Below are 25,905 nucleotides of genomic sequence, written 5' to 3'. Positions count from 1 at the left end.
TTCTAACCGTTAAAGCTGCAAAATTGACTAGTTCACTATCTCACCATTTCACCACATGCTGGCACTAGCCTTATCGGGTGGCGGGGCGCGGGGCATTGCGCATTTGGGCGTGCTAGCGGCGCTAGACACGCTGGAACTACCGATTGGACGAATGGCCGGCGTATCGTCGGGTGCCATTGCGGGGACGTTTTATGCAGCGGGCTTTGCGCCGGCCGAGATTCTGCGCATGCTCACCAGCGTCAATATTGCCCGGCTCACACGCTTGGCGCTAAGTCGCTACGGCTTGTTGCATCTAACGGCCGTAGAGCAACTGTTTATCAGTCATTTAGGTGTCAATGCCAACTTCGCCGACCTGCGTATACCCCTCACGCTAGTAACAACCGACCTGACGGAAGGCGTATCGGTGGAGTTTTCGGAGGGGCCGCTGATTCCGCCGTTGTTGGCGTCGGCGGCGGTGCCTATCGTGTACCGGCCAGTGGAATACCAGGGTAGGCAGCTGGTGGATGGCGGCCTGCTGAACAACTTGCCCGTGAGTGCGGTGGAGGGTAGGGAAATGCCGGTGGTAGGCATTAACTGCAACCCCAGCAACCGGGCGGCGCGCATCACCACGTTTCGTAGCCTGATTGAGCGGGTGCTACACTTGGCCATCAGCACCAATACCATGGCTAGCAAGCAGCGCTGCGACCTGCTGCTGGAGCCTGAAGAACTGCGTACTTATCGGACCTTGCAGTACCGACAGGCCCAAACGCTATTCAACATTGGCTACCGCCACACCATGGACAAGGCCAAGGAATTAGCGGCCTTGCTGGGGTAGCGCGTTATTTTTTCTAGTTTTGACGACTGTTTTTCTTGCTGCCCCATTTTTTGGGGTTGCTTCCTCTTTTTATTCTATGGCCGCCCGCAAAACGTCTACGTTCTGGTATCTGTTCTCGAAATTCTGGTTTTGGATAACTGGCTGGCACCTAGGGCCGCAAGTACCGCCTGGCATCAAAAAAAGCATGATGATTGCCGCGCCCCACACCAGCAACTGGGACTTTATGTTTGCCCGCGCCGCCTTCTTCCTGATGGATGTGGACGTGAAGCTGACCATCAAAAAGGAGTGGACTACCATTCCTGTGCTCGGCGCGTTGGTTCGCTCCCTGGGCGGCCTGGCCGTAGACCGTAGCCGCAACAACAGCCTCGTAGATGGCATGGTGCAACTCTTCAACGAGCGCGATGAACTGGTGATTCTCATTACGCCCGAGGGCACGCGCAAGTACCAACCCAAGTGGCGCAAAGGCTTTTACCATGCTGCCGTAGGTGCCGGTGTGCCCATCCTGCTCGGCTACCTCGATTATAAAAACAAAGAAGCCGGCGTAGGCCCTGCCTTCTGGCCTACCGGTGATTATGAAAAGGACCTAGAGGAAATCAAAGCCTTCTACCGTACCAAGCAGGGCCGCTTCCCGGCGCAGGGTATCCGTTAGGTAGGAAATGGTGAATAGCAAGCTGCCAAGCGTTATAGGTTTGTTGTGATACGCGGCGCTAACCGCACAACTGGCCTACAGTCGCTACGTGGCCGCTTTGCAACGTAGATATACGTACCTTGAAGTTCGCTGCTGAGCGTGTGTATTCCGTACGGTACTACACACGCTCACGCATCCTCCCACCCTGGTTCCTATGGAAAAGCTGCAAATATTCCTCGTTATCCTGGCTGGGCTAGGGGTTTTCATCTGGCGCATGGTGCAGAAAGCCATTGAAACTACGGCCCGCGAAAGTCAGGAGCGGCCCCGCCCCAAGGTGCCCAGCCTACCCGATACTTCGTTTAAAGAGCTATTAAAGCAGATGCAGGCGCAGAATCAGCCGGCACCTACTCCCTCACCCCAGCAACAGTCGTCAGCGCCGACCACGCCCGCGGGCCGGCCACTACCCCCTGAAACCACTCCCCAGCCCCGTAGCTTGGAGCGCACCGAGGTAAAGCAGGTTTCTCTGGAAGCAAAAGCCACGGCTCGTGCCAATCAAGAAGTTGCGCCGCGTGCACGCCGCGCCGCTACCTTGCCGCGCGCAACCACCACTATCCCGAATGCCTACAACCGGCCAGTCAATACCACAAACTCTACTCGGCGTACGGTGCGCGACACGCTCCGCAGTGCTGCCGATATGCGAGCAGCCTTTGTACTGAGTGAAGTCCTGCGCCGGAAATTTTAGGAATTAATTGAGGATCAGCTTACAAAAAGATTGTCAGTTACTCCGTCGAGCTTGCTGAAGTATCGCTACCGCTTCATTGTATTCGATAGAGCAGAACGGTCCTTTCTACTCCTGCGTAAGCGCATACGTCACCAAGTTAGCGCCCATTTTCAGGGCTGATTCGTGCACGGCGGGCGTGTCTTCAGGGTAGGTGCCCAGGTCTTCCCACCCGTTGCCCAAGTCGCACTCGAAGCTGTAGAAGCATACTAGGCGCCCTTTGTAGAGCAGGCCAAAGCCTTGCGGACGCTTGCCGTCGTGCTCATGCACTTTGGGTAGGCCCTTCGGAAAATCGAATTTCTGGTGGTAGACGGGGTGGGAGAAGGGCAGTTCCACGAACTCCAGCTCAGGAAACACCTTCTTCATCTCAGGGCGGATGAACTTGTCGAGGCCGTAATTGTCGTCGATGTGCAGGAAGCCGCCGCCCATCAGGTAGCGCCGCAGGTTTTTGGCCTCCGCCTCCGTGAAAGCCACATTGCCGTGGCCCGTCATGTGGAGGAAAGGGTAGGTGAGCAGTTCCGGCGAGTCCAGCTCCACGGTGGCTTCGTCAGGCGCAATGTTGGTTTTGAGCGTCTGGTTGCAGAAGCGAATCAGGTTGGGTAAGCTGGTTTTGTTGGCGTACCAGTCGCCCCCGCCGCCGTAGTGCAGCTTGGCAATTTTGAAGCTGGGTGCCACGGGCGCAGCAGCCAGTAGGGGTAGGACGCAAAGCAGCGCGAGCAGTAAGTTCTTGAGCATTATTCTACTAAATATTCCCGCAGAGGTAACGTAACGCTTCGTGTAAGCCGTTCAACCTGGCAGTAATTTAACAACGTGCACAGTATGGACGGCGGCTAGTGCGGCCGTTTCGGTGCGTAGGCGCGTGAGGCCCAGCGCCACCGGTCGGATACCCAACTGACGGGCCGCAACAATTTCCTCGGGCGTAAAGTCACCTTCGGGGCCAATGAGGATGCAGCAGGTAGGCGCGTTGCCTGCCACGTGGGCCAGCTCCATGCGCTCATCGTCGGCGAGGTGGGCAATGAAGGTAGTAGCCGGGGCGAGGGTAGGGAGCACGCGGGCGAAGTCCGTTAGCTGGTCGAGTTGGGGCAGCCATGCTTGCCCGGATTGCTTGAGAGCACTCACAGCAATTTTCTCTAGCCGGTCCAGCTTCAGCTCGCGCCGCTCGGAGCGGGTACAGCGCAGAAACGTGATGCGGTCGACACCGATTTCGGTGGCTTTTTCCACCAGCCACTCCATACGGTCGAGGTTTTTTGGTGGAGGCCACAGCCAGGTGCACGGCGTAGTCCCGGCGTGGCACCTGGGTTTCGCTGGTGATGCGCAGTTGGCAGCGTTTGGGGTTGGCGTCCGTCACCTCTGCCTGAAATACGCTGCCTTGGCCGTTCACCAGTGACACCGCATCACCCGCGCCGAGACGCAGTACGCGTACTGCGTGTTTGCTTTCGTCTTCGGGTAGGGTGTAGGCGGGTAGGGTGAGGTCAGGAGCATAGAAGGTATGTGGCATACGGCAAATCTACGGCGAAATGCCGGGCGTTGCGGCGCAAGCTGTCTACGCAAATAGAACCTCAACATAACATTGTACTACCGACTTGCCGTACATACTAAACCAATACACTCTACCTAACACCCACAACCGAATATGAAAGTCAACCTAAAAAAACTGAAAGAACAAGTTATCGTTATCACTGGCGCTTCGTCGGGCATTGGCCTTGTTACGGCGCGTATGGCTGCCAAAGAAGGCGCCAAATTAGTGCTGGTAGCCCGTAGCGAAGATGCTCTGCGTCAGCTTACCAGCGAGCTGAAAAGCCAGAACGCACAGGCAACCTACTTGGTAGCCGATGTGAGCAAACAAGAAGAGGCACAGCGCATTGCACAGGTAGCCAAGGAGCAGTTCGGCGGTTTCGATACTTGGATAAATAATGCCGGCGTCTCCATGTATGGTAAAGTGGAAGAGCAGTCGGTGGAGGATATGCGGCAACTGTTTGAGATTAACTTCTGGGGACTGGTATACGGCTCGTTGGAGGCAGTGAAGCATCTGAAGCAGCAGGGCGGCGCCCTCATCAACGTGGGTAGCGTACTGTCGGATGTGACGGCCGTCCTGCAAACCATGTACAGTTCCAGCAAGCACGCCGTGAAGGGGTTCACCGATGGTCTGCGCATGGAGTTGCAAATGGAAGACGCTCCGGTATCGGTCACACTCATCCAGCCCGCAGCTATCGACACGCCCTACCCGCTGCACGCCAAAAATTACATGGACAAGGTGCCCAAGCACGCCCCGCCTGCCTATGCTCCCGAAACTGTGGCGCGCGCCATTCTCAAATGCGCCGTTGCACCAGCGCGCAACGTGGAAGTAGGCGGTGCCAGCAAGCTCTTTAAGGGCATGGAAGAATGGACGCCTACCCTGCTGGACAAGTTTATGGAAACGAGCTTCTCGGAAATGTCTAAATCCGACCAGCCTGCTCGCCAGAACCACAAAAGTGGCCTATACCAAGGGGTAGGGGAACTGAAAGAACGCGGAAATTATCCCGGCCATACTCGCGAGGTGAGCACCTACACGCAAGCTCGTCTGCACCCAGCTATTACGGCTGCCATTGTAGCCGGCGCTGGCGTGGCAGTAGCCGCGCTGGCAAGAGGCCGGAATAAAGATAGCAAGGCGTCTACCCCGCAGCGTAGTACGAAAAGTGCCCGTAACGCTACGGCTGCAAGTGCTACCAAGCATAGTCCGGCTATGCCAGAATCTGGTCCGACTGTGACGCCAGTTTAGGTGCAAAGACGCTTTAGTTCCTAATAAGAAGGCCCCGCCAATTCGTTGGCGGGGCCTTTCTGCTGGAAAGCTGACTATCTCAACTTCTATTTCAATGCCTCGTTCAGTACGCCTGCCAACCGGATGCCGGCCTGCTGAATGCGTTGTTTTACCTGCGGGCCATGCTCGGGAAAATAGGCCCAGCCGTAGGTTGGGTTCTGGGCAGCTTCGCCATAAATCTGTTCGCAGAGTTGGTACGACTCGTAGAGCCACTGGGTCATATCATCATGCTGCCACTGGCGGCGCAGGCGAGCTGGCACGTGGTCGTACTGCTGGCCCATCTCAGAGTAGCTCAGGCCCTGATAATCAAGCAGGCCGCTGTCCCAAAGGCTGTGCAGATTGGTCTCCTTGCCGCGGTAGGTAAGCTTGATGCTGTTGCCGCCCCTGTCCTCTAGCCGGCCCGCATGCAAGGGCTGGTGCACGTCGCCCACTAAGTGAATGACGAATTTCAGCGCCACAGCGCGCTCCGCTTTGGGCTTGTGCTTATCCTTCAGAATGGCAAGGTTATCCTGAAGCGCTTTGTAGGCGTTTGGAATCGTTTGGCTTTTCAGGTTCTCGATGTACTGATCGTGGTTGAGGCCGCTAGGTGTGTTCACGTAGTGCCAGGGACCAGTGCCTTTATACTCGGGGGTAGGGGGGTAGAGAATTTCGTCGGGCCAGGTGCTCACCAGCGTTACCGTCTCGGTGCCGAGGAGGGCCTTTATCTCACGTTGGGCTTTGCGGGAGAGGTGGTGCTCGGCTAGGCGGCCTACAGCCCGATGGCCTTCCACGCCCCAAGCGAGGCAGAAGCTAAACGGAACAAGCAGTAGAAAAAGCAGCGGCAGAATGCGTTTGCGCATAAGAAAAAGAAAAGAAAACGTGATGCAGTTACAAAGCTAGTGCTTAAAACGCTACCTCGTTGGCGAAAGCAACGTGGCAAAGTCGGCGGAAAGCCGTACGGGTTGCCTCTGCGGCGCAGTAGGGAAAGTTTTGTAGCTTTACCAACCCCCGTTTGGCTCCGGCCGCGGGCGTTCTGTTTTCTGTCCACTTTACTTTCTCTTCATGCAAACTGCTACTGCTGCGCAGGGACAACCCTCGCAGGCCAGTCACCCGAAGGGCCTCTACATCCTGTTTATGACGGAGATGTGGGAGCGTTTCAGCTACTACGGCATGCGCGCCCTGCTCATTCTGTACATGACCCAGGCGCTGGTTTTCAACAAGGAATTTTCCTCGCTGATTTATGGCAACTACACCAGCCTCGTGTACCTGACGCCTCTGCTGGGCGGCTATATGGCCGACCGCTATTGGGGCAACCGCCGCTCCATCCTGATTGGCGGCTTAATGATGGCTATTGGGCAGTTTAGCCTGTTTTTCAGCGCCAGCAGCTACCAATCAACCAGTGTGGCAATGCCGCTTTTTTACCTGGGTCTGGGCCTGCTGATCTTCGGTAACGGATTTTTTAAGCCCAACATATCATCCATGGTAGGCTCGCTCTATCCCGTGGGCGACAAGCGCATCGACTCGGCCTACACCATTTTCTACATGGGTATCAACCTGGGCGCGTTTTTCTCGCCGCTGGTGTGCGGTACGCTGGGTAATACGGGTAATCCCGAGGACTTTAAGTGGGGCTTTTTGGCCGCTGGTATTGGCATGCTCATCGGCTCGCTGACGTTTGAGCTATTCAAAAACAAATACGTTGTGACGGCCGAAGGTGCTCCGTTGGGCGCCAAGCCTGAGCGCACCGTAGAGCACTCACCAGTAGTGCCAGTGCAGACCGACGGGCCAGTGCGGGCTACTACTGTTGCACAACCGGCCAAAACCGGCCTTAGCTCTGGGCGCATCCTCGCGTTTATAGGGATATTCGCGGTAGTCTATGGCGTCATTGCCTGGCTCATGAATTACGACTGGATTGGAGCGCTGGTGTTTGCGTCAATGATTGTGATGCCCTTGCTCATCCTGTCCGACTCGTCGCTGACGGGTAGGGAAAAGGAGAAAATCTACGTTATCCTGATCCTGAGCTTCTTCGTGATATTCTTTTGGGGCGCCTTCGAGCAAGCCGGGGCTTCCCTCACGTTCTTTGCCGACGAGCAAACGGACCGGAACCTGGGTTCCTACGTTGTGCCAGCTTCTTACTTTCAGTCGGCTAACGCACTGTTTATCATCATCTTTGCGCCTATTTTTGCAGTGATTTGGACGTTCATGGGCAAGCGCGGTATCGAACCGTCTTCGCCCCTCAAAATGTCCATCGGTCTAATGCTGCTGGCTGTGGGCTACCTCATCATTGCCTTCGGGGTGAAAGGGGTAGAAGCTAGCACCAAAGTGAGCATGTTCTGGCTGATTACCATGTACATGCTGCATACATTCGGCGAGTTGTGCCTGTCGCCCATCGGGTTGGCGTTGGTGAACAAGCTGGCGCCTGCCCGCTTTGCTTCGTTGCTGATGGCTGTGTGGTTCCTAGCCACTGCTGCCGGCAACAAGCTGGCTGGCGTGCTCAGCGGCTTGTATCCTCCCGGCCCCGGCGAGTTTGCCAAAGCTGCCCAAGAAGGCATCGACCTTCCCGCCATCCTCAATGGCGCACAGCAAGCCAGCGCCACCGTTGTTGAAAAGCTGCAAAGCCTGGAAGTGCCCTATCAGTGGCCTACGTTCCTGGGTATCGAAATCACCAACCTCTACCAGTTCTTCATGATTTTCGTGGCCCTGTCGGCCGCCGCGTCTATCATTCTGTTTTTCCTCTACCGTCGCCTCGCACGCATGATGGAAGAGCCGGTAGTAGCGAAATAACCTACCCGCTACACGTAACAGAAAGCCCCGATGCAAGAACTGCGTCGGGGCTTTCTGTTGAATTAACGCTCGTGTGTCATCCTGAGCGGAGCGAAGGACCTTCTCACGGTAGAACGAGTCATTGGTGCGATAGTCGTTCTACCGTGAGAAGGTCCTTCGCTCCGCTCAGGATGACACACGAGCGTTAATTCAACAGAAAACGGCCCCGCAACCAACGTTGCGGGGCCGTTTCTATAAGCATCCGATTCAGCGAAATCTGCCGAATCAGCGACAATCTGCGATGATTACATCATGCCGCCCATGCCACCCATGCCGCCCATACCAGCGGCACCGCCGCCAGCACCGCCTTTGTCTTCCTCAGGCTCGTCGGTGATAACTGCTTCCGTGGTCAACAGCAGGCCAGCAATGCTGGCTGCGTTTTCCAGGGCCAGACGCGTTACTTTGGTGGGGTCTAGGATACCAGCGGCTACCAGGTTCTCGTACCGGTCTTCGCGGGCGTTGTAACCGTAGTCACCTTTGCCGTCGCGCACTTTCTGTACTACTACCGAGCCTTCGCCACCGGCGTTAGCCACAATGGTGCGCAGGGGAGCTTCGAGGGCCGTGCGGATAATGTTCACGCCGGTACGCTCGTCGCTGTTAACGGTGTCAACTGCTTCCAGAGCATCCAAAGCACGTACCAATGCTACACCACCGCCGGGTACCACGCCTTCCTCAACGGCGGCGCGAGTAGCGTGCAGGGCATCGTCTACGCGGTCTTTCTTCTCCTTCATCTCTACCTCCGTAGAAGCACCGATGTAGAGGATAGCCACACCACCCGACAGCTTGGCCAAGCGCTCTTGCAGCTTCTCCTTGTCGTAGTCGGACGTAGTGGTGCCGATTTGGGCTTTGATTTCGTTTACGCGAGCCGTAATGGTCTCCTTATCACCGCGGCCATTGACAATCGTCGTGTTGTCTTTGTCGATGATGATCTTCTCAGCCTGACCCAAGTACTCTAGCGTAGCGCTGTCGAGCTTGTAGCCACGCTCTTCGCTGATAACCGTACCGCCCGTCAGAACAGCAATGTCTTCCAGCATCGCCTTACGACGGTCGCCGAAGCCAGGAGCTTTCACGGCAGCAATTTTCAGCGAGCCGCGCAGCTTGTTTACTACCAGCGTAGCCAGCGCCTCACCGTCTACGTCTTCCGAGATGATAACCAGCGGCTTACCCGTCTGAACTACCTGCTCCAGTACGGGCAGCAGCTCTTTCATGGTGCTCACTTTCTTGTCGTAGATCAGAACGAAGGGGTTTTCAAACTCCGCTTCCATCTTCTCCGGGTTGGTTACGAAGTAGGGCGACAGGTAACCACGGTCAAACTGCATGCCTTCCACCGTTTTCACTTCGGTTTCAGTGCCACGCGCTTCTTCTACCGTAATAACGCCTTCCTTGCCTACTTTGTCCATCGCGTCGGCAATCATCTTACCGATTTCCGCGTCGTTGTTGGCCGAAATAGTGCCAACCTGCGCGATTTCCGACGAATTCTCAATTTTCTTCGACTGCGACTTCAGGTTCTCCACAACGGCTTTCACCGCCTTGTCGATACCACGCTTCAGGTCCATCGGGTTAGCACCGGCAGCTACGTTCTTCGAGCCAGCCGTGTAGATAGCCTGGGCCAGAACGGTAGCAGTGGTCGTGCCATCACCAGCCTGGTCGGCAGTTTTGCTGGCTACTTCTTTCACCAGTTGAGCGCCCATGTTTTCGATGGGATCTTTCAACTCAATTTCTTTGGCTACGGTTACACCATCTTTGGTGATGGTGGGGGCGCCAAATTTCTTGTCAATAACCACGTTGCGGCCTTTGGGGCCCAGGGTTACTTTCACGGCATTCGCCAGTTTATCCACGCCGCGCTTCAGACGGTCGCGGCCTTCGGTATCAAATTGGATGTTCTTAGCCATCTTGGTATTGAGGGGGAATTACTGCAAAAAAGAAAGGAAAGGGGTGTCGACTTACAGAACGGCAAAAATGTCCGACTCCTTCATAATGAGGTAGTCTTTGCCTTCTACAGTGATTTCAGTGCCGGCATATTTGCCATACAGCACCTGGTCGCCCACGCTTACCTGGGGCTTAATGGCAGTGCCATTGTCGGCCACTTTGCCTTCGCCTACGGCTACTACTTCGCCGCGCTGGGGCTTCTCCTTGGCCGTGTCGGGGATGATGATGCCAGATTTGGTCTTTTCCTCGGCAGCGGCCGGCGCGATGATAACGCGGTCAGCCAGCGGTTTAATGCTTAGTGACATATTGGTTGTTTTGGGTGAAAGTGAATGTAAAACTAAGGGGTGCTGGTAGAGGAACACTTCTTATGCCAGCCCACCAAAACCTGACAGAATGAACGCCCAAACTTGATTTTCGGGCTTTTTAGCCTGTCAGGACTGCCATACGTGGCAGGGTGGCGGTGGTTGTGATGGCACTGTGTCTTCTCGGCGAGATGCACGAATGCCATAAAAAAACCAGCCGCTTTTCAGAAAAGCGGCTGGTTTTATAGTCAGGTTCGATACGTGTGGAGTGATTACTCTGCGGCTGGAGCGGGGGCGGGAGTAACCGGGGCCGGCGCAGCTGGTTGCTGAGCTGGTGCGCCGGCCGGGGCCGGTGTGGCGCCCGTGCCAGGGATGGCGGGCGCTGAGGGTAGGGTAGGCGTTTCGAGGGCGCGCTGCTGGTTGATGCTGCGAACGGGACCATTGCCGCCACCGCTAGCCAGCATGTGGCTACCCAGCGACAAAACCATCAGGGCAATAGCAAAGCCCCAGGTTAGTTTTTCCAGCAGGTCGCCGGTGCGTTTCACGCCCATAAGCTGGGCCGTACCGCCCGCACCAAACTGGCTGGAGAGTCCGCCGCCCTTGGGGTTCTGGGCCAGAACCACCAGCGCCAGCAGCAAGCAAACGATAAAGACAAGAACAAGCAGTGCGTAATACATACTATTCCGAAGATTTCAGTTGTGCAATTTGGTCGGCAAAGTACGCCTTTTTTTCCGGCTGCCGCACCATCAGGCGCTCATATATTTCAATGGCCTTGGAGGTTTTGCCCTGCTTCACCATAATTTTTGCCAGACTCTCTGAGGCCAGCGCGGGGGTAGCGCTGGTGCTGGGTACCGATAAATCGGTTTGTTCCTCAGCGGGTGGTACCACGGCTGGCGCTTTTAAACGAGGCTGGTTTTTGAGGAATTGGTCGATGATAGCCAGGGTTTTACGCGGGGCCGGCTGTTGTGCTGCCACATGATCTAAGAGCAGCGCATCGGGGAGGAAGAAGCCAGTGTGCGGTAAGTCGGTGGTGTAGGTGTCGTGCGGTTGCAGGCTGGTGCCCAAGCGGCTACCCAGGTCTAAGCCGTAGCCAATGCTAGGGTCGGCGTAGAATGGCGGACTGGCTGCGGTACGCGTAGGTGGGGTAGGAGTCTCGGTAGCGGGCGTGTCGTCGAATAGCTCATAAACGGCTGGGGCTGGTAGCCTTGAATCGGCCAAGCCAAACTCAAAGCGCGAGGACCCCGCGTCGGCCGGCGGCCGAATGGGCGGTGCCGTGGCGGGCAGTAAGTCTTCTACTACAACAGGAACGGCGGCTTCGTGGGTAACTTCCTTCGCAGTTTTCGTAACGGCTTCAGCTTCTGTTATTTCCTCAGCAGTAGGCACTACCTCATCCGTTTGCTCCACTAGCTCAGCTTCCGGCTCGGCTGCAATATCTAAGGCTGGCGGAGAATCGCCAAGCGCTGGCAATGAAGTAGCAAATACTTCATTTGAGTCCGAAGCGGGGACATCAGTCTCGGCAGCAACCAAAACTTCCTCCTCAACTGGCTCAGCGGGTACCTCAACAAGTACGGAAGCTACCGGCTGTTCTTCCGTCGTTGGCATTTCGGCCAGGGGTAGCTCAGGAACGGCTAGCTGAACTGATTGCACAGAAGCAAGTGCTGAAGTAGCAGCAGGTAGCAGCACGTCGGGTTGCTCAATGAGCAAGCGCAGCAACTGGCGGTCGGCGGCGTAGGTAGCCGCCCGACGCAAGCGCTGGCTGGCCAGCATACTACCCTTGTCGTGCGCGGCTTTGGCGAGCAGTAAGTGAGCGGTCTGGCAATAAGGAAAGGCCGTAGCCAGCTGCACCAGCTCCTGATTTTCGGCTTCCGATATAGAGCCGACATGGTCCAGAATATGCAGCAGCGACGCGCGAGTCATCTTTTAAAGCGTTAAGTGTTAAGAGTAACTATCGCAGAACGTCATTTCGACTATAAGAAAAAAATCTCACGTGCGATGCTAACTCAATCGTCAGAAATTACTGTTGCACGCGAGATTTCTCCCTACGGTCGAAATGACATTCTGCAACAGTCCTATATCACCAGTTGGCCACCGACTTGTTGAATACGTCGGTGATGATGTTGGTGGTAATTCTGCGGATAGAGGATGGGTCGCTGTTGATTGCGACAATGGACTGCGATGCGGGAAAGTCGCCGTTGCTCTGGAAGGTTTGCTCGAAGCTCTGCGTATCGTCCTTGGTATTGATGAATTTCACCCGTACCTGGATGGTAAGGCGGTTCACGCCGGCTTGGTCCACGTTGCCCTCACGCTGAATAGCGGCCGGGGCAAAATCGTAGGCAATAATCTGACCTTCAATCTGTAAGTCACCATCGCGCTGCTGTATCTTGAGCGGCGTGTTGCGCTGAAAGTAATCCTTGAAATCTTCTGTAAACTGCTGCGACAGCGCCGAAGGGCCATTACTGGAGTTGTTTTGGAAGGTAGCAATGGACATAGTCTTCACCGACGGATCAATGTTGGTACCGGTGAAGGAATAAACCGAGCAACCACTTAAGATTACGCTCATAGCTAGTAGCTGATAGCTGATAGCTTTTTTGTACTTCCTATTCAGGAAATTAAAGGCTAACAGCCAATGGCTAACAGCTAACAGCTCAGAAAACCTACGCTTGTTCCAAATCATATTGTTTGAGCTTGCGGTACAACGTGCGCTCGGAGATGCCCAGGTCGTGGGCGGCGTACTTACGCTTGTTGTTGTGCTTTTTTAACGCTTTGATAATCATCTCCTTTTCCTTGGCTTCTAGGGAAAGGGTTTCCTCTTCCGTCTCGTGCGGAATATCTTCAACGCGCTGCTCCTCTTCTTCGTATTCGGTGGCGTCTTCTACCTCAGGGTGCATGAAGTAATCCGACGAAGCGCCGGCCGTATCGGGGCGGGCGTTCAGGCGGCCTCCCTCGTAGGGTGCCACGTTAAGGTTCGTAAACAGGTGGCTGTTTTGGCGCAACAGTTCCTGCGCTTCCTGGGGCCGCTGACCGGCAGCCAGGTCCAGCACCAACTTCTTCAGGTCGGTCATGTCGCGGCGCATGTCGAAGAGCACCTTATATAATAAGTCGCGCTCGGAGTAGGCGTTACCCGCGCCGTCGGTGGCCGGACCCGCCGCGCTCAGCAGCATGGGCAAGTTGCTGCTCTGCTCCTGGGGCAGGTACTGGCGCAGGTGGGTAGCATCCACCTCGCGCTCCATTTCCAGCACCGACATCTGCTCGGCCACGTTCTTAAGCTGGCGAATGTTGCCGGGAAAGCGGTAGCGCTGCAATTCCCGCACAGCCTCCGGCGACAGCGAAATGGGCTTCACGCGGTAGCGGTCGGCGAAATCGGTGGCAAACTTGCGGAACAGCAGGTAGATGTCGTCGCCCCGCTCGCGCAGGGGCGGTACGGTGATGGGCACCGTGTTGAGGCGGTAGTAGAGGTCTTCGCGGAAGCGGCCGTTGCGCACGGCTTCCAGCAGGTTCACGTTGGTAGCGGCTACTACGCGTACATCGGTTTTCTGCACTTTGGAAGAGCCTACCCGAATAAAATCGCCGTTTTCCAGGACGCGCAACAGACGGGCCTGCGTACCCAGCGGCATTTCCCCAATTTCGTCGAGAAAGATGGTGCCGCCGTTGGTCACCTCAAAATAGCCCTTGCGAGCCTCATTGGCACCGGTGAAAGAGCCTTTTTCATGCCCAAATAGCTCCGAATCGATGGTCCCCTCGGGAATAGCGCCGCAGTTGATGGCAATAAACTGCCCATGCTTGCGGGGCGACAGCGCGTGAATAATCTTGGAAAAGGACTCCTTACCGGAGCCGCTCTCGCCCGTTATCAGCACCGTCATATCGGTAGGCGCTACCTGCGCCGCCACCTGAATGGCGTAGTTCAGCGCCGGCGCATTACCGATAATACCGAAGCGCAACTTTATACTTTGAATCTCAGATGGTGTCAAGGTCGTGGTAGGTTTTCGTAGAGTAGACGAAAAGCGGAGTGTTCTATTTGGCGTGTAAATGGATGTATCAGCAAGCGTAGCATGACGCTTGCTGATACATCCATTACTCTATACCGCTTCTCCCAATAGTGCCCCGCCGGTCGTGCTGCTCACGAATACGTTCACGTAATCGCCTTTCTGGAAGCTGCCTTTTGGGAAGATAACCACCTGGTTCTGGCTGTTGCGGCCGCTCAGGTGCTCTTTGGAGCGCTTGGAGGTGTTCTCTACCAATACTTTATGCACGCGGCCTACCATGCGGGCGTAGCGGGCGCGGGCGTGTAGCTGCTGCCGGTCAATGATTTCCTGCAAGCGGCGCTTCTTGGTTTCCAACGGAATGTCGTCTGCCAGCTTGCGGGCGGCTAGCGTGCCGGGGCGCTCCGAGTAGAAGAAGTTGTAGCCCATGTCGTACTGCGCGAAGTCGATGAGCGTCAGGGTATCTTGGTGCTCTTCCTCGGTTTCGGAGCAGAAGCCGGCAATCATATCGGTGGAGATGGCACAGTCGTCGCCAAGGATGCGGCGGATGGCCTGCACGCGTTCCTCGTACCAGGGCCGGTCGTAGGTGCGGTTCATTAGCGCCAGCACCCGCGAGTTGCCGCTCTGGGCAGGTAGGTGAATATACTTGCAGATGTTCTCGTGCCGCGCCATCGTGTGCAGCACCTCGTCGGTGATGTCTTTGGGGTGGGAGGTGGAGAAGCGCACGCGCAACTCGGGGCTTACCAGAGCCACACGCTCCAACAGCTGGGCAAAGTTGACGCGCTCGGCGCCATCTTCGCTGGCCCACTTATAGGAATCTACATTCTGGCCGAGCAGCGTAACTTCTTTGTAGCCAGCTGCTACCAAGTCACGGGCCTCTTGTACGATGCTGTGCGTATCGCGGCTGCGCTCGCGGCCACGGGTGAAGGGTACCACGCAGAACGAGCACATGTTGTCGCAGCCGCGCATGATGCTAATGAATGCCGTGACGCCGTTGCTGTTCAGGCGCACGGGCGTGATATCGGCGTAGGTTTCCTCGCGGCTCAGTAGTACGTTCACGGCCTTCTGGCCCCCGTCGACCTGTGAAATCAGTTGGGGTAGGTCGCGGTAGGCGTCGGGGCCAACTACTAGGTCTACAATTTTCTCCTCCTCTAAAAATTTGGTTTTCAGGCGCTCGGCCATGCAGCCCAACACGCCTACTAACATGCCTGGACGGCGCTTTTTGTGCGAGTTGATTTGCTTGAGGCGCATACGTACCGTTTGCTCAGCCTTCTCGCGGATGGAGCAGGTATTAAGCAGCACTAGGTCGGCGCCGGCCAGATCGTCGGTGGTGTCGAAGCCCTCGTTGAACAGAATGCTCGACACGATTTCAGAGTCGGAGAAGTTCATCTGGCAGCCGTAGCTCTCGATGTAGAGCTTGCGCTGCCGGCCGGTGCGGGTGGCCGGGCTCACGCGCACGGCCTCCGTGGGCTCGTGGGCATGCGTGGTGGCGTCTACCGACGGCGTATCGAAGGTAGGCGTATCAAGAAAATCGAGGGTAATCAGCGGTTGAGACATGGAGGCGCGCAGCTTCAGCTTCACATTTTGGGAGCGTCAAAGGTAAGGTTTTTACCGCAGAAATGACAGAATGGCAGAGGTGGTGGTATGCTGATTGTTGATGCGTCGATGTAGAAACGCGTGTCATCCTGAGCAGAGCGAAGGACATTATCACGTGAGAACAAGTCATTATTACGAGCATCTTTCTCACGTAATAATGACTTGTTCTCACGTGATAATGTCCTCCGCTCTGCTTAGGATGACAACTGTTTTCCATTCACTATCTCACCAATTCCAACACGGCGCGAATATCTTCAACCTGCTCGAAAGCAATACCTTCCAGCAAAGCTGGGTCGACGTGCTCAAAAATCCAGTTGGTGTGGTAGGGGACGTGTACGGCCTGGAAACCCAGCCGCGCCACAGGCAGAATATCCGACTTCAGCGAATTACCAATCATCACAAACTCCTCAACCGTTGCGTTATAGCGCGTCAGGAGGCGGCGGTACGTGGCCTCGTCTTTCTCGCTGACTACCTCCACATGGTCGAATAGCTCGCCCAGGCCGGAGCGGGCAATTTTGCTTTCCTGATCAAACAGGTCGCCTTTTGTGAGCAGGAGCAGGCGGTGGCCGCGCCGACGTAGCTCCGTGAGAACTTCCACTACGCCGGGTAGGGGCTCAATGGGAAAGCGCAGTAAGTCTTTGCCCATGTCTAGAATCTGTTGGATGTCGTGGCCCGTGACGGCACCGTTGGTTAGTTGAATGGCCGTTTCGATCATGGAAAGCATGAACGACTTGGCGCCATAGCCAAACAACTGCATGTTGCGGCGCTGCACGGCGTTGAGGTGGGTGCTGATGTAGGCTACGTCGCCGCAGTGCGCCATAATCTCAAACAAACGGGTCTCTACCCGGTCAAAATGCGGCTGATTGGGCCAAAGGGTGTCGTCGGCATCAAAAGCAACCAAATAGGAAGCAGACATAAGGGAGCAGTAGAGAGGCTAGAAAAGCCGCGAAGTTACCGAACTTGCCGCCCATGAAACATCTCGTTGATCTGGCTTCCTGGAACCGCCGGGAGCATTTTGCCTTCTTTTCCACCTTCGATGAGCCCTTTTTTGGCTTGGTAGCACCGGTTGACTGTACCCAGGCGCGGGCTGAAGCGAAACGTCTGGGCGTGTCGTTTTTCCTGTATTACCTCTACCACTCCTTACAGGCTGCCAATCAAGTACCAGAGTTCAAGACGCGCATTGAAGACGGGCAAGTGTACCAATACGACCGGGTGCACGCCTCCGCCACCATCGGCCGAGCCGACCATACATTTGGCTTCTCCTTTATTGAAGCGCACGACGAGCTACCCGATTTTGTAACCGCCGCTACCGCCGAAATAGCGGCCGTACAGGCCAGCACCGGCCTTCGGCTCAACGACACCACTGGTCGACCCGACGTACTGCACTGCTCGGCCATTCCGTGGGTGCGTTTCAGCAGCCTTACCCACGCCCGCAACTTCCGCCACCCCGACAGCTGCCCCAAGATTTCATACGGCCAAACGTACGAGGAAAACGGCCGCATCTGGCTGCCCGTGGCCGTCAACGTCCACCACGGTCTTGCTGATGGCTACCACGTGGGTCAGTTTTTAGAGGCGTTTCAGCAGGGGTTGAATGGGGAGGGCGTTGAGGGAAGGTATAGGGGTAAGAGGGAGAGAGGGTAGGAGCTCTGTCATCCTGAGCGGAGCGAAGGACCTTATCACGTCAGAACGAGTCGTTGTTATGATTGTCGTTCAACTGGCGTAAGGTCCTTCGCTCCGCTCAGGATGACAGACTTCCTGCTTACCCTCTCGTCTTTCAACCTTCTGCTTCCCAGTCTTATTACTCTTCTGCCTTCCTATTCTCAACGCTCTCACTCACTTCCGCGCCTAGTACTTCCAGCATGGCCTTGGCTTTCAGCAGACACTCGGCGTATTCCTGCTCGGGCACCGAATCATACGTAATAGCCGAGCCGACTTGAAACGAGAGGTAGCCCGTGTCGGCGCGGTATTGCAGGGAGCGGATGACCACGTTGAACTCGAACGAGCTATTGGGCCAAGCGTAGCCGAGGCAGCCGCTGTAGAGGCCGCGGCGGGTGCGCTCGTACTGCTCGATGAGCTGCATGGCCCGTATCTTGGGGGCGCCGGTCATAGAGCCCATAGGGAAGGTAGCGCGCAAGATGTCTACCAAGTCTGCGTCGGGGCGCAACTCGGCTTCTATGGTCGAAATCATCTGCCACACATGGCGGAAGGGGTAGAGGCCGAACAGTTCCGGCACCCGCACCGAGCCGGTTTGTGCTACGCGGGCCAGATCGTTGCGCACCAAGTCCACAATCATGAGGTTCTCAGCGCGCTCTTTTTCGTTGTGCAATAGCTGGTAGCGTTGCTGCTCGTCCTCGGTTGGGGTAGTACCGCGCCGAATGGTGCCTTTAATGGGTTGAGAAAGGATAACCGACTCATGCTGAGACAAAAATCGCTCGGGCGAGGCGCAGAGCAGGTAGTGGTCTGCTAACTTATAGAAGCCCGCAAATGGCATTGGCGAGGCTTCGTTCAGGCGCAGAAACGTAGCCACGGGGTCGAGCACAACGTCCTCCGCGAAAAACTCCATGCACAGGTTCAGCTCGTACACTTCCCCATTCAAAATGTCTTCGCGCACGGCCTCTACGGCTGCTGTATAGTCGGCTTTGGGTAGGCGCGGGCGCATGGTGGCCACGCGGGGCGCGGCTGGGTTAGGCGGAACGGTGTCCAGAATAGCCGCCAGTACCTCGTCGGTATCACCATGAATCTCCAGCGCATCTTCGCGCCAATGCAGCCAAGTTTGGGGCGTGAAGAAATGCAGCGTGGGCCACTCCAGGCCAGTAAAATTGTGGCTGTGCAGAGCCTCTATCTCATTTTTTAGCTCATAGGTCAGAATGCCGAAGCGCGGCCCGGCAGGGGGCTTTTGCTGCATCCAAAGGCGCAACTCATCTAGACAGGTAGGAGAACCCGTAGCTGAATCAGCCACGCCCAGCAGCCGTTCAAACGGCCCATTGGGGTAGGACAAGTGGTGGTTGGGCTCGTAATAAGCGCAATAGCGATACTGCGCCGCCCATTGTAAGGCTTGCGCCCGAAAATCGGGTGGTAGCTCAGAGTAAGAGATAGTCAGCACAAAGCAAAGATGCAGGCAAAACGGGGTAGAATAGTGTGAATGCTTTACTGAGCCAACGCCGCCAGGGCCACTTTTGCTTTGGTATCGGTGCTATTTTTATACTCGTGCTTAGGGTAGCTGAGCGCCTTTTGAAAATACGAACGCGCCGTATCTTCTTTCCTATCAGTCTGATACAGATAGCCTAGCTGAAGGGCCGATTGCGGTGCGAAGTAGTAAGGGGCTGTGCCCGCCAAGGCAATCGTGCGCGCATAATAACGGCGGGCCGAGTCGGGCTGACCGTGTAAATGCCAAGCGCGGGCTTGACGGTAAGGCCATTCTAGTCGGTCGCGCAGGGGAGTAGTGGGCGTGAGAACAAAGGTGCGTAGCGTGGCGAGTGCCTCGGGGTAGTAGCCGCCGTCGGTTTGCAGGCGGGCGCGGGTGAGGATGCGGTGGAGGGGTAGGGCGTCGTCGTAGAAACGCTGCGCATAGTGGTCTTCCTCCAGCACGTCGCGGCCCTGCGCGTCAATCTGCCGACGGTACTGCGTGGCGGCCGTTTGGTTGCTGCCCAGCCAAGCGGCCAGATAAAGCTTAAAGTACGCATCCTTGCGGTAGTGCTGGCCACGATATTCACGCAGAAATTGTTGATTTTCAGTTTCTGACGCCGCGTATTGGCCCTGATACAACAGTAGGTCGGCGGCCATGTGGTGCAGATAGGGCAGGGGGAGGTAAGCCGCGCCGGTAGGGCGGCCCCGGTAGGCGGCCAGCGCCGCCGCCGTGTGGTGCAGTTTTTTGCGCTGACTAACCGTTAAATAGCTGAGCAGTAAGTTGTCAGATTGTTGTGCGGCTAGTTGCTCAAACTGCTGGGCTGTCGCTTCGCCGTCTTTCAGATACGTTTCGCGGAGCAGCGCTAGAATCAGGCGCGACTCAAACTGAAAATCATGGGACGAGCGGGCGGCGGCCGTCAGGTTGCGCAAGCCCGTTTCCACGCTACCCGGCAGGCCCAGTAGCTTCAGAAACCAGCGGTAGTTTTCGGGTAATGAGCCAATAAAGAACTGAAGCATCCCCAGCGTTTTGCGGGCCGGCAGATAGGCGGGGTAGCGTTGGGCCACGGCCTGCATCTGCTGATAAGCCTGCCGCAGGCTCCACGCCCCCCGAATCTCGTGCCCAAACGTGACCTGCGCCGCCGCTTGGTGCAGCCGAATTTCGGCACGGGCGTAGTCGGGCAGGGCACCGGCCTGCTTTTCCAACAAAGCCAGTCGCTGATCCTGCGCGGCCACGGTGGCCGCGTAACGCCTGGCATCCTGCGATACCAATAGTTCCGCAAAGTCGATGCAGTCCTGCACCAGCAGGGTTCCGGCAGCCGTGGCGGATTCGTTGCGTAGCAGGACGCGGGCCGTAGCGGGGCGCAGCTTCAGCAGTTCAGCGTAGGCGCGGGCAGCAGTGGGTGTGAGGGTACGCGGCGTTTCCCGCGAAGAGGCACCCACGCCGACGTGCGCGGCAAGAAGTAATGCCGCGAGCAGCACATGCGTGACTATGGGTTGAGTAAGCAGGGCGAAAAACCAACACCTCATATAGCAAAAAAGGAACGACCCAGGGGCCGTTCCTTTTCAAAATACAACTGAAAACTTATTCAGCGCGGGCCGCTACATCAGCCAGAATCCGGCCGCAGTGCTCGCACACAATGATTTTTTTATGCGACATGATGTCGGCTTGGCGCTGTGGGGGCACCGTGTTGAAGCAGCCACCACAGGCATCGCGCTTCACGGGCACCACGGCCAAGCCGTTGCGCACGTTGCCGCGAATACGGGTGTAGGCCGTCAGCAGGCGCTCTTCGATGGGCTGGGTAGCCTCACCGCGCTCGTCCATTAGCTTCTTCTCGTCGGCTTCGCTTTCCCCTACAATGGTTTGCAGCTCAGCTTGCTTGTTGTCGAGGTCCTTGCGTCGCTCATCGAGGCGCTGCTTGGTGCCGCTGATTTCGGTGTTTTTCTGCTCAATCTGATACTGAGCTTCCTTAATTTTCTTTTCCGAAATCTGAATTTCCAGCTTTTGCAGCTCAATTTCCTTGGCAATAGCCTCGTACTCACGGTTATTGCGCACGTTTTGCTGCTGGTCCTCATACTTGCGAATAAGGCCGTCGGCATCCTTGGCGTTTTGCTTGCGCTGTTTGATCTGGTCGTTCAGGCCCGAGATTTCTTCGTCAAACTTGCTTACGCGTACTTCGTAGCCAGCAATTTCGTCCTCCAAATCCCGTACTTCTTCGGGCAAATCGCCCCGCACACGCCGAATTTCATCGAGCTGCGAATCAATACGCTGCAAATTCAACAACGCTTCCAGCTTACTAGCAACGGGGGTATCCGCGGAGGTATTAGAAATCATATCGAACGGGGTTGGTCAGGGTCTCAGCAATTAAGACCGCAAATTTACGGGTAAATGCGCTCGTAAGCAAGTCTCGGAAAATCTCGCTGGTAAACTGCTCACTTTCGTAGTGGCCCACATCGCACAGCATCAACTGGCCTTCGGCGGCAAAATACTCGTGATATTTCAAATCGCCGGTTACGTAGGCCTGTGCGCCGGCTGCCCTGGCTTTGCCGGTAAGGAAGCTGCCCGCGCCGCCACACAAGGCTACTGTTTTAATAGGCTGCGCAAACTCGGTGTATTTCACCACTGGCACGCCCAGTGCTGCCCGCAGCCGTGCTCGGAACTCCTGCGGTGGCAGCGGCTCAGGCAGTTCGCCTACCATACCGCTGCCTACATCCTGGTGCACATTTTCCAGCTTTATCAGCTCGTAGGCTACTTCCTCATAAGGATGTGCCTGCCGTAGCGCCCGCAGGGCTGCGCCTTGCAAGTGCAAGGGTAGGAGCACTTCCACACGTTGCTCCTGGGCCGTTTCAGGTTGGCCGGGCGTGCCCTGAAATGGGTTCGTGTCGGCACTAGGCGTGTAGGTGCCCGTGCCATCCGTGCGGAAGCTACACTGGGAGTAGTTGCCTACCTGGCCGGCACCAGCATCATACAGGGCCTGCAAAACGGCGTCGGTGTGGGTAGGCGGTACGTAGGTGACAAGCTTGCCCAGTGTGCCGAATTTAGGATCAAGAATGCGCAGGTTTTGCAGGCCGAGCTTGTCGGCCAGCTTGCGGTTGACGCCGTGGCGCACGTTGTCGAGGTTAGTGTGGGCAGCGTAAAGGGCTATATCATGCTTAATAGCCTTTAGTAGCGTTTGCTCCACTTCATTGGCGCCGGTCAGGCGTTTCAGCGGCTTAAAGATGAGCGGGTGGTGTGCTACAACCACATTGCAGCCCCGCGCTAGTGCTTCATCTACTACCGCCAGAGTGCAGTCGAGGGCAATCAACACGCCCGTGATTTCCATTTGTGGGTTGCCGCATTGCAGCCCTGCGTTGTCGTAAGATTCTTGGTAGGCAAGAGGAGCAGCATGCTCTAGCACGCGCATGAGGTCGGAAAGGGTAGGCATAGAGCAAGAAGTAATGCGCAAAACTAGCGAAACATTGACTGTATTATTCTGGCTGGCGAAGCACTGCTTTTGATCAATAGGTACAGCCAATTTGATGGGACTCTCGCAAACGATTCCTGTTTACAATTGACGCAAACGTTTGTGTAGCGGCTATATATTTTCTGCCTTTATGCCTCGCAAAGCAGGTAAAGATGAATAGTTGATGATTTTTTGCTCTAATGAATACTTTTTCTTGTGGTAATTCAATATAATTAGCTCCTGTAAAGAGCTTTAGAAATACGACTAATTACAATGATTCTATTGAAAGGGTTTTCACGACAATATTTTAGAGCTCTCTCAACGCAAATAGCAATCGGTTTTTACGCAAAAGAATTGCAAACGTTTGCATAGATAAAAACTCAATTTTAACCTTTACTCCCACAGCCTATGAACTGATAACAGCCTTCCCTTTTCATCCTACTCACAAGCTTACCTTTCTACCAAAACAACTTACAGAATTATGGATAATCGAATACGCAATAAGCGGCAACGCAGCGTAGTGCAGTCCAAACATGCTATCGTGCCGATTGTGCTATGCACAGCACTTGGACTAACGTCGAATCAACCGACGTACGCACTCCCTACGAATGCTGTAACCGTTATTACACCACTTGTTGTTGCTACACCAGCTGATATTACAGTGCAAGGACGGGTAGTAGACACGAAGGGGGATGCCATTCCTGGCGTGAACGTAGTGCAGAAAGGAACTGCCAATGGTGCTCAAACCGACGCAGACGGTAATTTCAGCTTGGTGGTACCAGAGGGCTCGACGCTGGTAGTCTCGTTCATTGGCTATCAAACTCAGGAAATAGCTGCAGCTGCCGGTGCGCGCCTCAATATTCAATTAGGCGCCGACCAGAAGTCACTGGGCGAAGTAGTGGTGGTAGGGTATGGTACGCAGTCCAGGGCCACGGTAACGGGAGCCATTAGTACTACTAACTCTACTCAGCTAACTCGCACGCCAGCTACCACTACCTCTAGTGCACTCGTAGGTAGGGTGCCCGGTATTTCGGCCCGCCAGCCCGACGCGCGCCCTGGCGGAGGCACCAATATTCAGATCCGTAATATGGGTAGTCCGTTGTTTGTTATCGACGGCGTAGTAGCTGATGAAGGTCAATTCAACAACTTAGGGCAGAATGATATTGAGAACATCTCGATTCTAAAAGATGCTTCGGCTGCTATTTATGGGCTTCGTGCTGCTAATGGTGTTGTGTTAGTGACGACGAAGCGGGGCACAAAAGGTAAACCAACCGTTAATATATCTGGCTACTACGGTTTGCAAAATTTTACTCGCTTTCCGCATCCAGCCACTGCTTACCAGCACGTACGGGCATTGGCCGAAGCAGGCCAGAACCAAAATAGGGGTGCAATTAATGAGCCGGTAAAAGGCGAAAATATTACCCCGGAAGTGTTGGAGAAATGGCGTACGGGTGCTCCTGGCTACGAAAACTTCGACTACTATAAAATGATATTTCGACCGAATGTACCGCAGACTTATATCAATGGTAGTATATCAGGCGGCTCAGATAATATCCGGTTCTATGTGTCGGGCTCCCATTTAAGTCAAGATGCTCTCATTCGGGATTTCCATTTCAAGCGGACCAACTTACAGGCCAATATAGACGCAAATATCACGAAGCGACTAACCATTGGCACGCAGATTTCCGGGCGTGTGGAAGACCGCTACACACTGGGAGTACCTGGGGGAGACGACTATTTTAATCCGTTGCTGAGCGTGTTCAGTATGTGGCCTACTGAGCGGCCTTATGCCAATGATAACCCCAATTACATCAATCAGACACACAACGTTAACGTGAATCCGGCCACGTATACGGAAGACGTTACGGGATATTTTCAGGACTACTGGCGGGCCGGCAAGGTTAACCTAACAGCCCAGTATGACTTTGATTTTGGTTTGACTGCGAAGGTAATTGGGTCTTACAGCTTGGCCAACCGCATTGCAAACGGTTTTGAATACACCTACAACGCTTATCGCTATAATGCAGCCACGGATACCTACGAAACTAATCCTTCGTTCGGTAACCAAAACCCCTATCGTGAAAGACGGACCCGAAACGTTATCGACCGATATGGGCAGTTTCAGTTAAATTATAATAAAACGTTTGGCGACCATGGGGTAGCGGCTGTAGCGGCGTATGAGCGTTACGACACAGACGACCGAGAGTATGGCCTCAATACAGTACCGCCCAACAACACCATTCCACTGCTATTATTCGCCAACGCCCGCAACCTAGATGATGCCATTCGGGAGCAGGCACGGGCAGGCTATATTGGTCGCGTTAACTATAACTATAAGCAGAAGTATCTGGTCGAAGTATTAGGTCGCTATGATGGTTCTTTTCTGTTTCGGGAGGGTAGCCGCTATGGTTTCTTCCCCGGCGCTTCGCTTGGATGGCGCATCACCGAAGAGCCTTTCATCAAAGAACGGGTTGGAAATGTGCTGAGTGAACTGAAGCTGCGCGGTAGCTATGGCCGTACGGGTAGCGATGTTATCAACAATAACTTTATTGTAGACCGCTTCAGCTACGTTGGTGGCTATCAATTTCCTGATCGTAGCTCCATCTTCAATGGTAGCTACGTAATTGGTATCGACCCGCGTAATCCTCCCATTACTACGCTGTCGTGGGTGACAAACCAAACGGCAAATATTGGTATAGATGCTGGTTTCTTGGAAGGTAAGCTAACAGGACAGTTCGATATCTTCGAGCGCCGTCGTAAAGGGTTGCTTGCTGGCCGCTACGACGTACTGCTGCCCAACGAGGTAGGCTATCCGTTGCCCCCAGAAAACCTTAATTCCGACGCTGTGCGCGGAATGGAAGGTATTATAACGTACTCCAGCGCTGTAAATGACTTCACATATACAGTGAGTGCGCACGCTACTATGGCGCGCAACCGGGATTTGAAGCAATACAAGCCTCGTTTTGGTAATTCCTGGGAAGAATATCGTAGCTCGATTAACGACCGGTGGGCATACCTCAACTGGGGCTACCAGGTGATTGGTCAATTCCAGTCGGAACAGCAAATTGCTGAGTACACAGTCAACAATGATGGGCAAGGCAACCGCAACCAGCTGCCAGGTGATCTGATTTACAAGGATGTGAATAATGATGGGGTTATTAACTACCTCGACGAACGGCCTATCGGCTATACGGAAGGAGCAACACCCTACTTCACCTACGCGCTTAATACCAGTCTAGGCTACAAAGGCTTCTCGCTCAACTTCGATTTGGTAGGGGCTGGCATGCAAACCTACCGCCGCGAGGTAGAGCAGCGCATTCCTTTTCAGAACAACGGCACGTCGCCCAACTACCTCTTCGAGGATCGGTGGCACCGCGAAGACCCCTTTAATAACGACAGCCCCTGGATTCCAGGTAAGTTTCCGGCTATCCGGCGCGATGATGGCGGCCACCCGAACTACAACCGCCGCAGCGACTACTGGCTCACCAACGTGCGGTATCTGCGCGTGCGCAATCTGGAACTGGCCTATACAGTTGGTAAGCCTTTCCTGGAGCGATTTGGGGTAGGATCGTTGCGCGTGTACATCAACGGTACCAATCTCTACTCATTTGACAACCTAAAGGAGTTTGATCTAGACCCAGAAATTTCGAATAACGGTGGCTTGGTATATCCGCCCCAGCGCCTCTACAACGCGGGTTTCTCTATCGGCTTCTAAC

At 55.2% G+C, this 25,905-nt stretch carries 22 protein-coding genes and 1 pseudogene; 7 read left to right on the top strand and 16 right to left on the bottom strand.

Going from position 1 to position 25,905, the window contains the following annotated elements; translation table 11 throughout:
* The first annotated feature begins 55 nt into the window (after nucleotides 1–55).
* The 3 genes from F1C16_RS08280 (at nucleotide 56) to F1C16_RS08270 (ending at nucleotide 2,184) form a co-directional block, all read left to right on the top strand.
* Nucleotides 56–814: a patatin-like phospholipase family protein gene (locus F1C16_RS08280; RefSeq protein WP_185283858.1), complete on the top strand. Its 759-nt coding sequence runs from the start codon at nucleotides 56–58 to the stop codon at nucleotides 812–814.
* Between the two features lie 76 nt (nucleotides 815–890).
* Entirely contained in the window at nucleotides 891–1,463 is a 573-nt protein-coding gene (locus F1C16_RS08275) for a 1-acyl-sn-glycerol-3-phosphate acyltransferase (RefSeq protein WP_185283857.1), read from the top strand.
* 193 nt (nucleotides 1,464–1,656) lie between these two features.
* Nucleotides 1,657–2,184, top strand: coding sequence for a hypothetical protein (locus F1C16_RS08270; protein WP_185283856.1), 528 nt, complete (start codon nucleotides 1,657–1,659; stop codon nucleotides 2,182–2,184).
* A 105-nt stretch (nucleotides 2,185–2,289) separates the two neighbouring features.
* Here F1C16_RS08270 and F1C16_RS08265 read toward each other — a convergent pair whose 3' ends face one another.
* The 3 genes and pseudogenes from F1C16_RS08265 to F1C16_RS22970 all read right to left on the bottom strand — a co-directional run.
* Nucleotides 2,290–2,955: a DUF4159 domain-containing protein gene (locus tag F1C16_RS08265; protein ID WP_185283855.1), complete on the bottom strand. Its 666-nt coding sequence runs from the start codon at nucleotides 2,953–2,955 to the stop codon at nucleotides 2,290–2,292.
* Nucleotides 2,956–3,006: 51 nt separating this feature from the next.
* A complete protein-coding gene (locus tag F1C16_RS22975; RefSeq protein WP_258049073.1) occupies nucleotides 3,007–3,453 on the bottom strand; it encodes a 16S rRNA (uracil(1498)-N(3))-methyltransferase in 447 nt (148 codons plus the stop codon).
* A 136-nt stretch (nucleotides 3,454–3,589) separates the two neighbouring features.
* Nucleotides 3,590–3,718: pseudogene (locus F1C16_RS22970) on the bottom strand (RNA methyltransferase PUA domain-containing protein); the annotation flags it as partial.
* Between the two features lie 135 nt (nucleotides 3,719–3,853).
* Between F1C16_RS22970 and F1C16_RS08255 the strand changes: the two are divergent.
* Nucleotides 3,854–4,978: an SDR family oxidoreductase gene (locus F1C16_RS08255; RefSeq protein WP_185283854.1), complete on the top strand. Its 1,125-nt coding sequence runs from the start codon at nucleotides 3,854–3,856 to the stop codon at nucleotides 4,976–4,978.
* Between the two features lie 86 nt (nucleotides 4,979–5,064).
* On the opposite strand, the gene F1C16_RS08250 is transcribed toward F1C16_RS08255, so the two are convergent.
* Complete coding sequence (locus F1C16_RS08250; RefSeq protein ID WP_185283853.1) at nucleotides 5,065–5,856, bottom strand: S1/P1 nuclease; 792 nt, start codon at nucleotides 5,854–5,856, stop codon at nucleotides 5,065–5,067.
* Nucleotides 5,857–6,058: 202 nt separating this feature from the next.
* Between F1C16_RS08250 and F1C16_RS08245 the strand changes: the two genes are divergently transcribed.
* Complete coding sequence (locus F1C16_RS08245) at nucleotides 6,059–7,777, top strand: peptide MFS transporter (protein ID WP_185283852.1); 1,719 nt, start codon at nucleotides 6,059–6,061, stop codon at nucleotides 7,775–7,777.
* 284 nt (nucleotides 7,778–8,061) lie between these two features.
* Here the strand turns inward: F1C16_RS08245 and groL are convergent, their stop codons facing one another.
* The 8 genes from groL to F1C16_RS08205 form a co-directional block, all read right to left on the bottom strand.
* Nucleotides 8,062–9,708: a chaperonin GroEL gene (gene groL / locus F1C16_RS08240; RefSeq protein WP_185283851.1), complete on the bottom strand. Its 1,647-nt coding sequence runs from the start codon at nucleotides 9,706–9,708 to the stop codon at nucleotides 8,062–8,064.
* Between the two features lie 51 nt (nucleotides 9,709–9,759).
* A complete protein-coding gene (gene groES / locus F1C16_RS08235) occupies nucleotides 9,760–10,050 on the bottom strand; it encodes a co-chaperone GroES (RefSeq protein ID WP_185283850.1) in 291 nt (96 codons plus the stop codon).
* Between the two features lie 269 nt (nucleotides 10,051–10,319).
* Nucleotides 10,320–10,724 carry a preprotein translocase subunit SecG gene (gene secG, locus F1C16_RS08230; RefSeq protein ID WP_185283849.1) on the bottom strand — a complete coding sequence of 135 codons (405 nt, stop codon included), beginning with the start codon at nucleotides 10,722–10,724 and terminating at the stop codon, nucleotides 10,320–10,322.
* A gap of 1 nt (nucleotide 10,725) precedes the next feature.
* Entirely contained in the window at nucleotides 10,726–11,964 is a 1,239-nt protein-coding gene (locus tag F1C16_RS08225; RefSeq protein ID WP_185283848.1) for a hypothetical protein, read from the bottom strand.
* Between the two features lie 157 nt (nucleotides 11,965–12,121).
* Complete coding sequence (locus tag F1C16_RS08220; RefSeq protein ID WP_185283847.1) at nucleotides 12,122–12,607, bottom strand: LptE family protein; 486 nt, start codon at nucleotides 12,605–12,607, stop codon at nucleotides 12,122–12,124.
* 94 nt (nucleotides 12,608–12,701) lie between these two features.
* The gene (locus tag F1C16_RS08215; RefSeq protein WP_185283846.1) at nucleotides 12,702–14,015 is read right to left on the bottom strand and encodes a sigma-54-dependent Fis family transcriptional regulator; all 1,314 of its coding nucleotides are present in this window, start codon (nucleotides 14,013–14,015) and stop codon (nucleotides 12,702–12,704) included.
* 108 nt (nucleotides 14,016–14,123) lie between these two features.
* The gene (gene miaB / locus F1C16_RS08210; RefSeq protein WP_185283845.1) at nucleotides 14,124–15,584 is read right to left on the bottom strand and encodes a tRNA (N6-isopentenyl adenosine(37)-C2)-methylthiotransferase MiaB; all 1,461 of its coding nucleotides are present in this window, start codon (nucleotides 15,582–15,584) and stop codon (nucleotides 14,124–14,126) included.
* A 259-nt stretch (nucleotides 15,585–15,843) separates the two neighbouring features.
* Nucleotides 15,844–16,539, bottom strand: coding sequence for an HAD family hydrolase (locus tag F1C16_RS08205; RefSeq protein ID WP_185283844.1), 696 nt, complete (start codon nucleotides 16,537–16,539; stop codon nucleotides 15,844–15,846).
* 53 nt (nucleotides 16,540–16,592) lie between these two features.
* Between F1C16_RS08205 and F1C16_RS08200 the strand changes: the two genes are divergently transcribed.
* A complete protein-coding gene (locus F1C16_RS08200; RefSeq protein ID WP_185283843.1) occupies nucleotides 16,593–17,264 on the top strand; it encodes a chloramphenicol acetyltransferase in 672 nt (223 codons plus the stop codon).
* A 157-nt stretch (nucleotides 17,265–17,421) separates the two neighbouring features.
* Here the strand turns inward: F1C16_RS08200 and F1C16_RS08195 are convergent, their stop codons facing one another.
* Genes F1C16_RS08195 through F1C16_RS08180 form a run of 4 tightly spaced genes read right to left on the bottom strand, consistent with a single transcriptional unit; the run spans nucleotide 17,422 to nucleotide 22,171 of the window.
* Entirely contained in the window at nucleotides 17,422–18,726 is a 1,305-nt protein-coding gene (locus tag F1C16_RS08195) for an anthranilate synthase component I family protein (protein WP_258049072.1), read from the bottom strand.
* Nucleotides 18,727–18,770: 44 nt separating this feature from the next.
* Complete coding sequence (locus F1C16_RS08190; RefSeq protein WP_185283842.1) at nucleotides 18,771–20,276, bottom strand: DUF3808 domain-containing protein; 1,506 nt, start codon at nucleotides 20,274–20,276, stop codon at nucleotides 18,771–18,773.
* A gap of 55 nt (nucleotides 20,277–20,331) precedes the next feature.
* Nucleotides 20,332–21,081, bottom strand: coding sequence for a zinc ribbon domain-containing protein (locus F1C16_RS08185; protein WP_185283841.1), 750 nt, complete (start codon nucleotides 21,079–21,081; stop codon nucleotides 20,332–20,334).
* The gene (locus F1C16_RS08180) at nucleotides 21,071–22,171 is read right to left on the bottom strand and encodes a Nif3-like dinuclear metal center hexameric protein (protein ID WP_258049071.1); all 1,101 of its coding nucleotides are present in this window, start codon (nucleotides 22,169–22,171) and stop codon (nucleotides 21,071–21,073) included. The genes F1C16_RS08185 and F1C16_RS08180 overlap by 11 nt, the downstream gene beginning before the upstream one ends.
* Nucleotides 22,172–22,850: 679 nt before the next feature.
* On the opposite strand from F1C16_RS08180, the gene F1C16_RS08175 reads away from it, so the two are divergent.
* Nucleotides 22,851–25,904 (top strand): TonB-dependent receptor, encoded by a 3,054-nt coding sequence (locus tag F1C16_RS08175; protein ID WP_258049070.1) that lies wholly within the window; start codon nucleotides 22,851–22,853, stop codon nucleotides 25,902–25,904.
* The last annotated feature ends 1 nt before the right edge of the window (nucleotide 25,905 follow it).

This window comes from Hymenobacter sp. NBH84 (assembly GCF_014217645.1).
In the GTDB taxonomy this organism is placed as follows: Bacteria; Bacteroidota; Bacteroidia; order Cytophagales; family Hymenobacteraceae; genus Hymenobacter; species Hymenobacter profundi.
The sequence above is the reverse complement of the archived record's forward strand: the minus strand, read 5'-3'. Positions and strand labels throughout refer to the sequence as shown.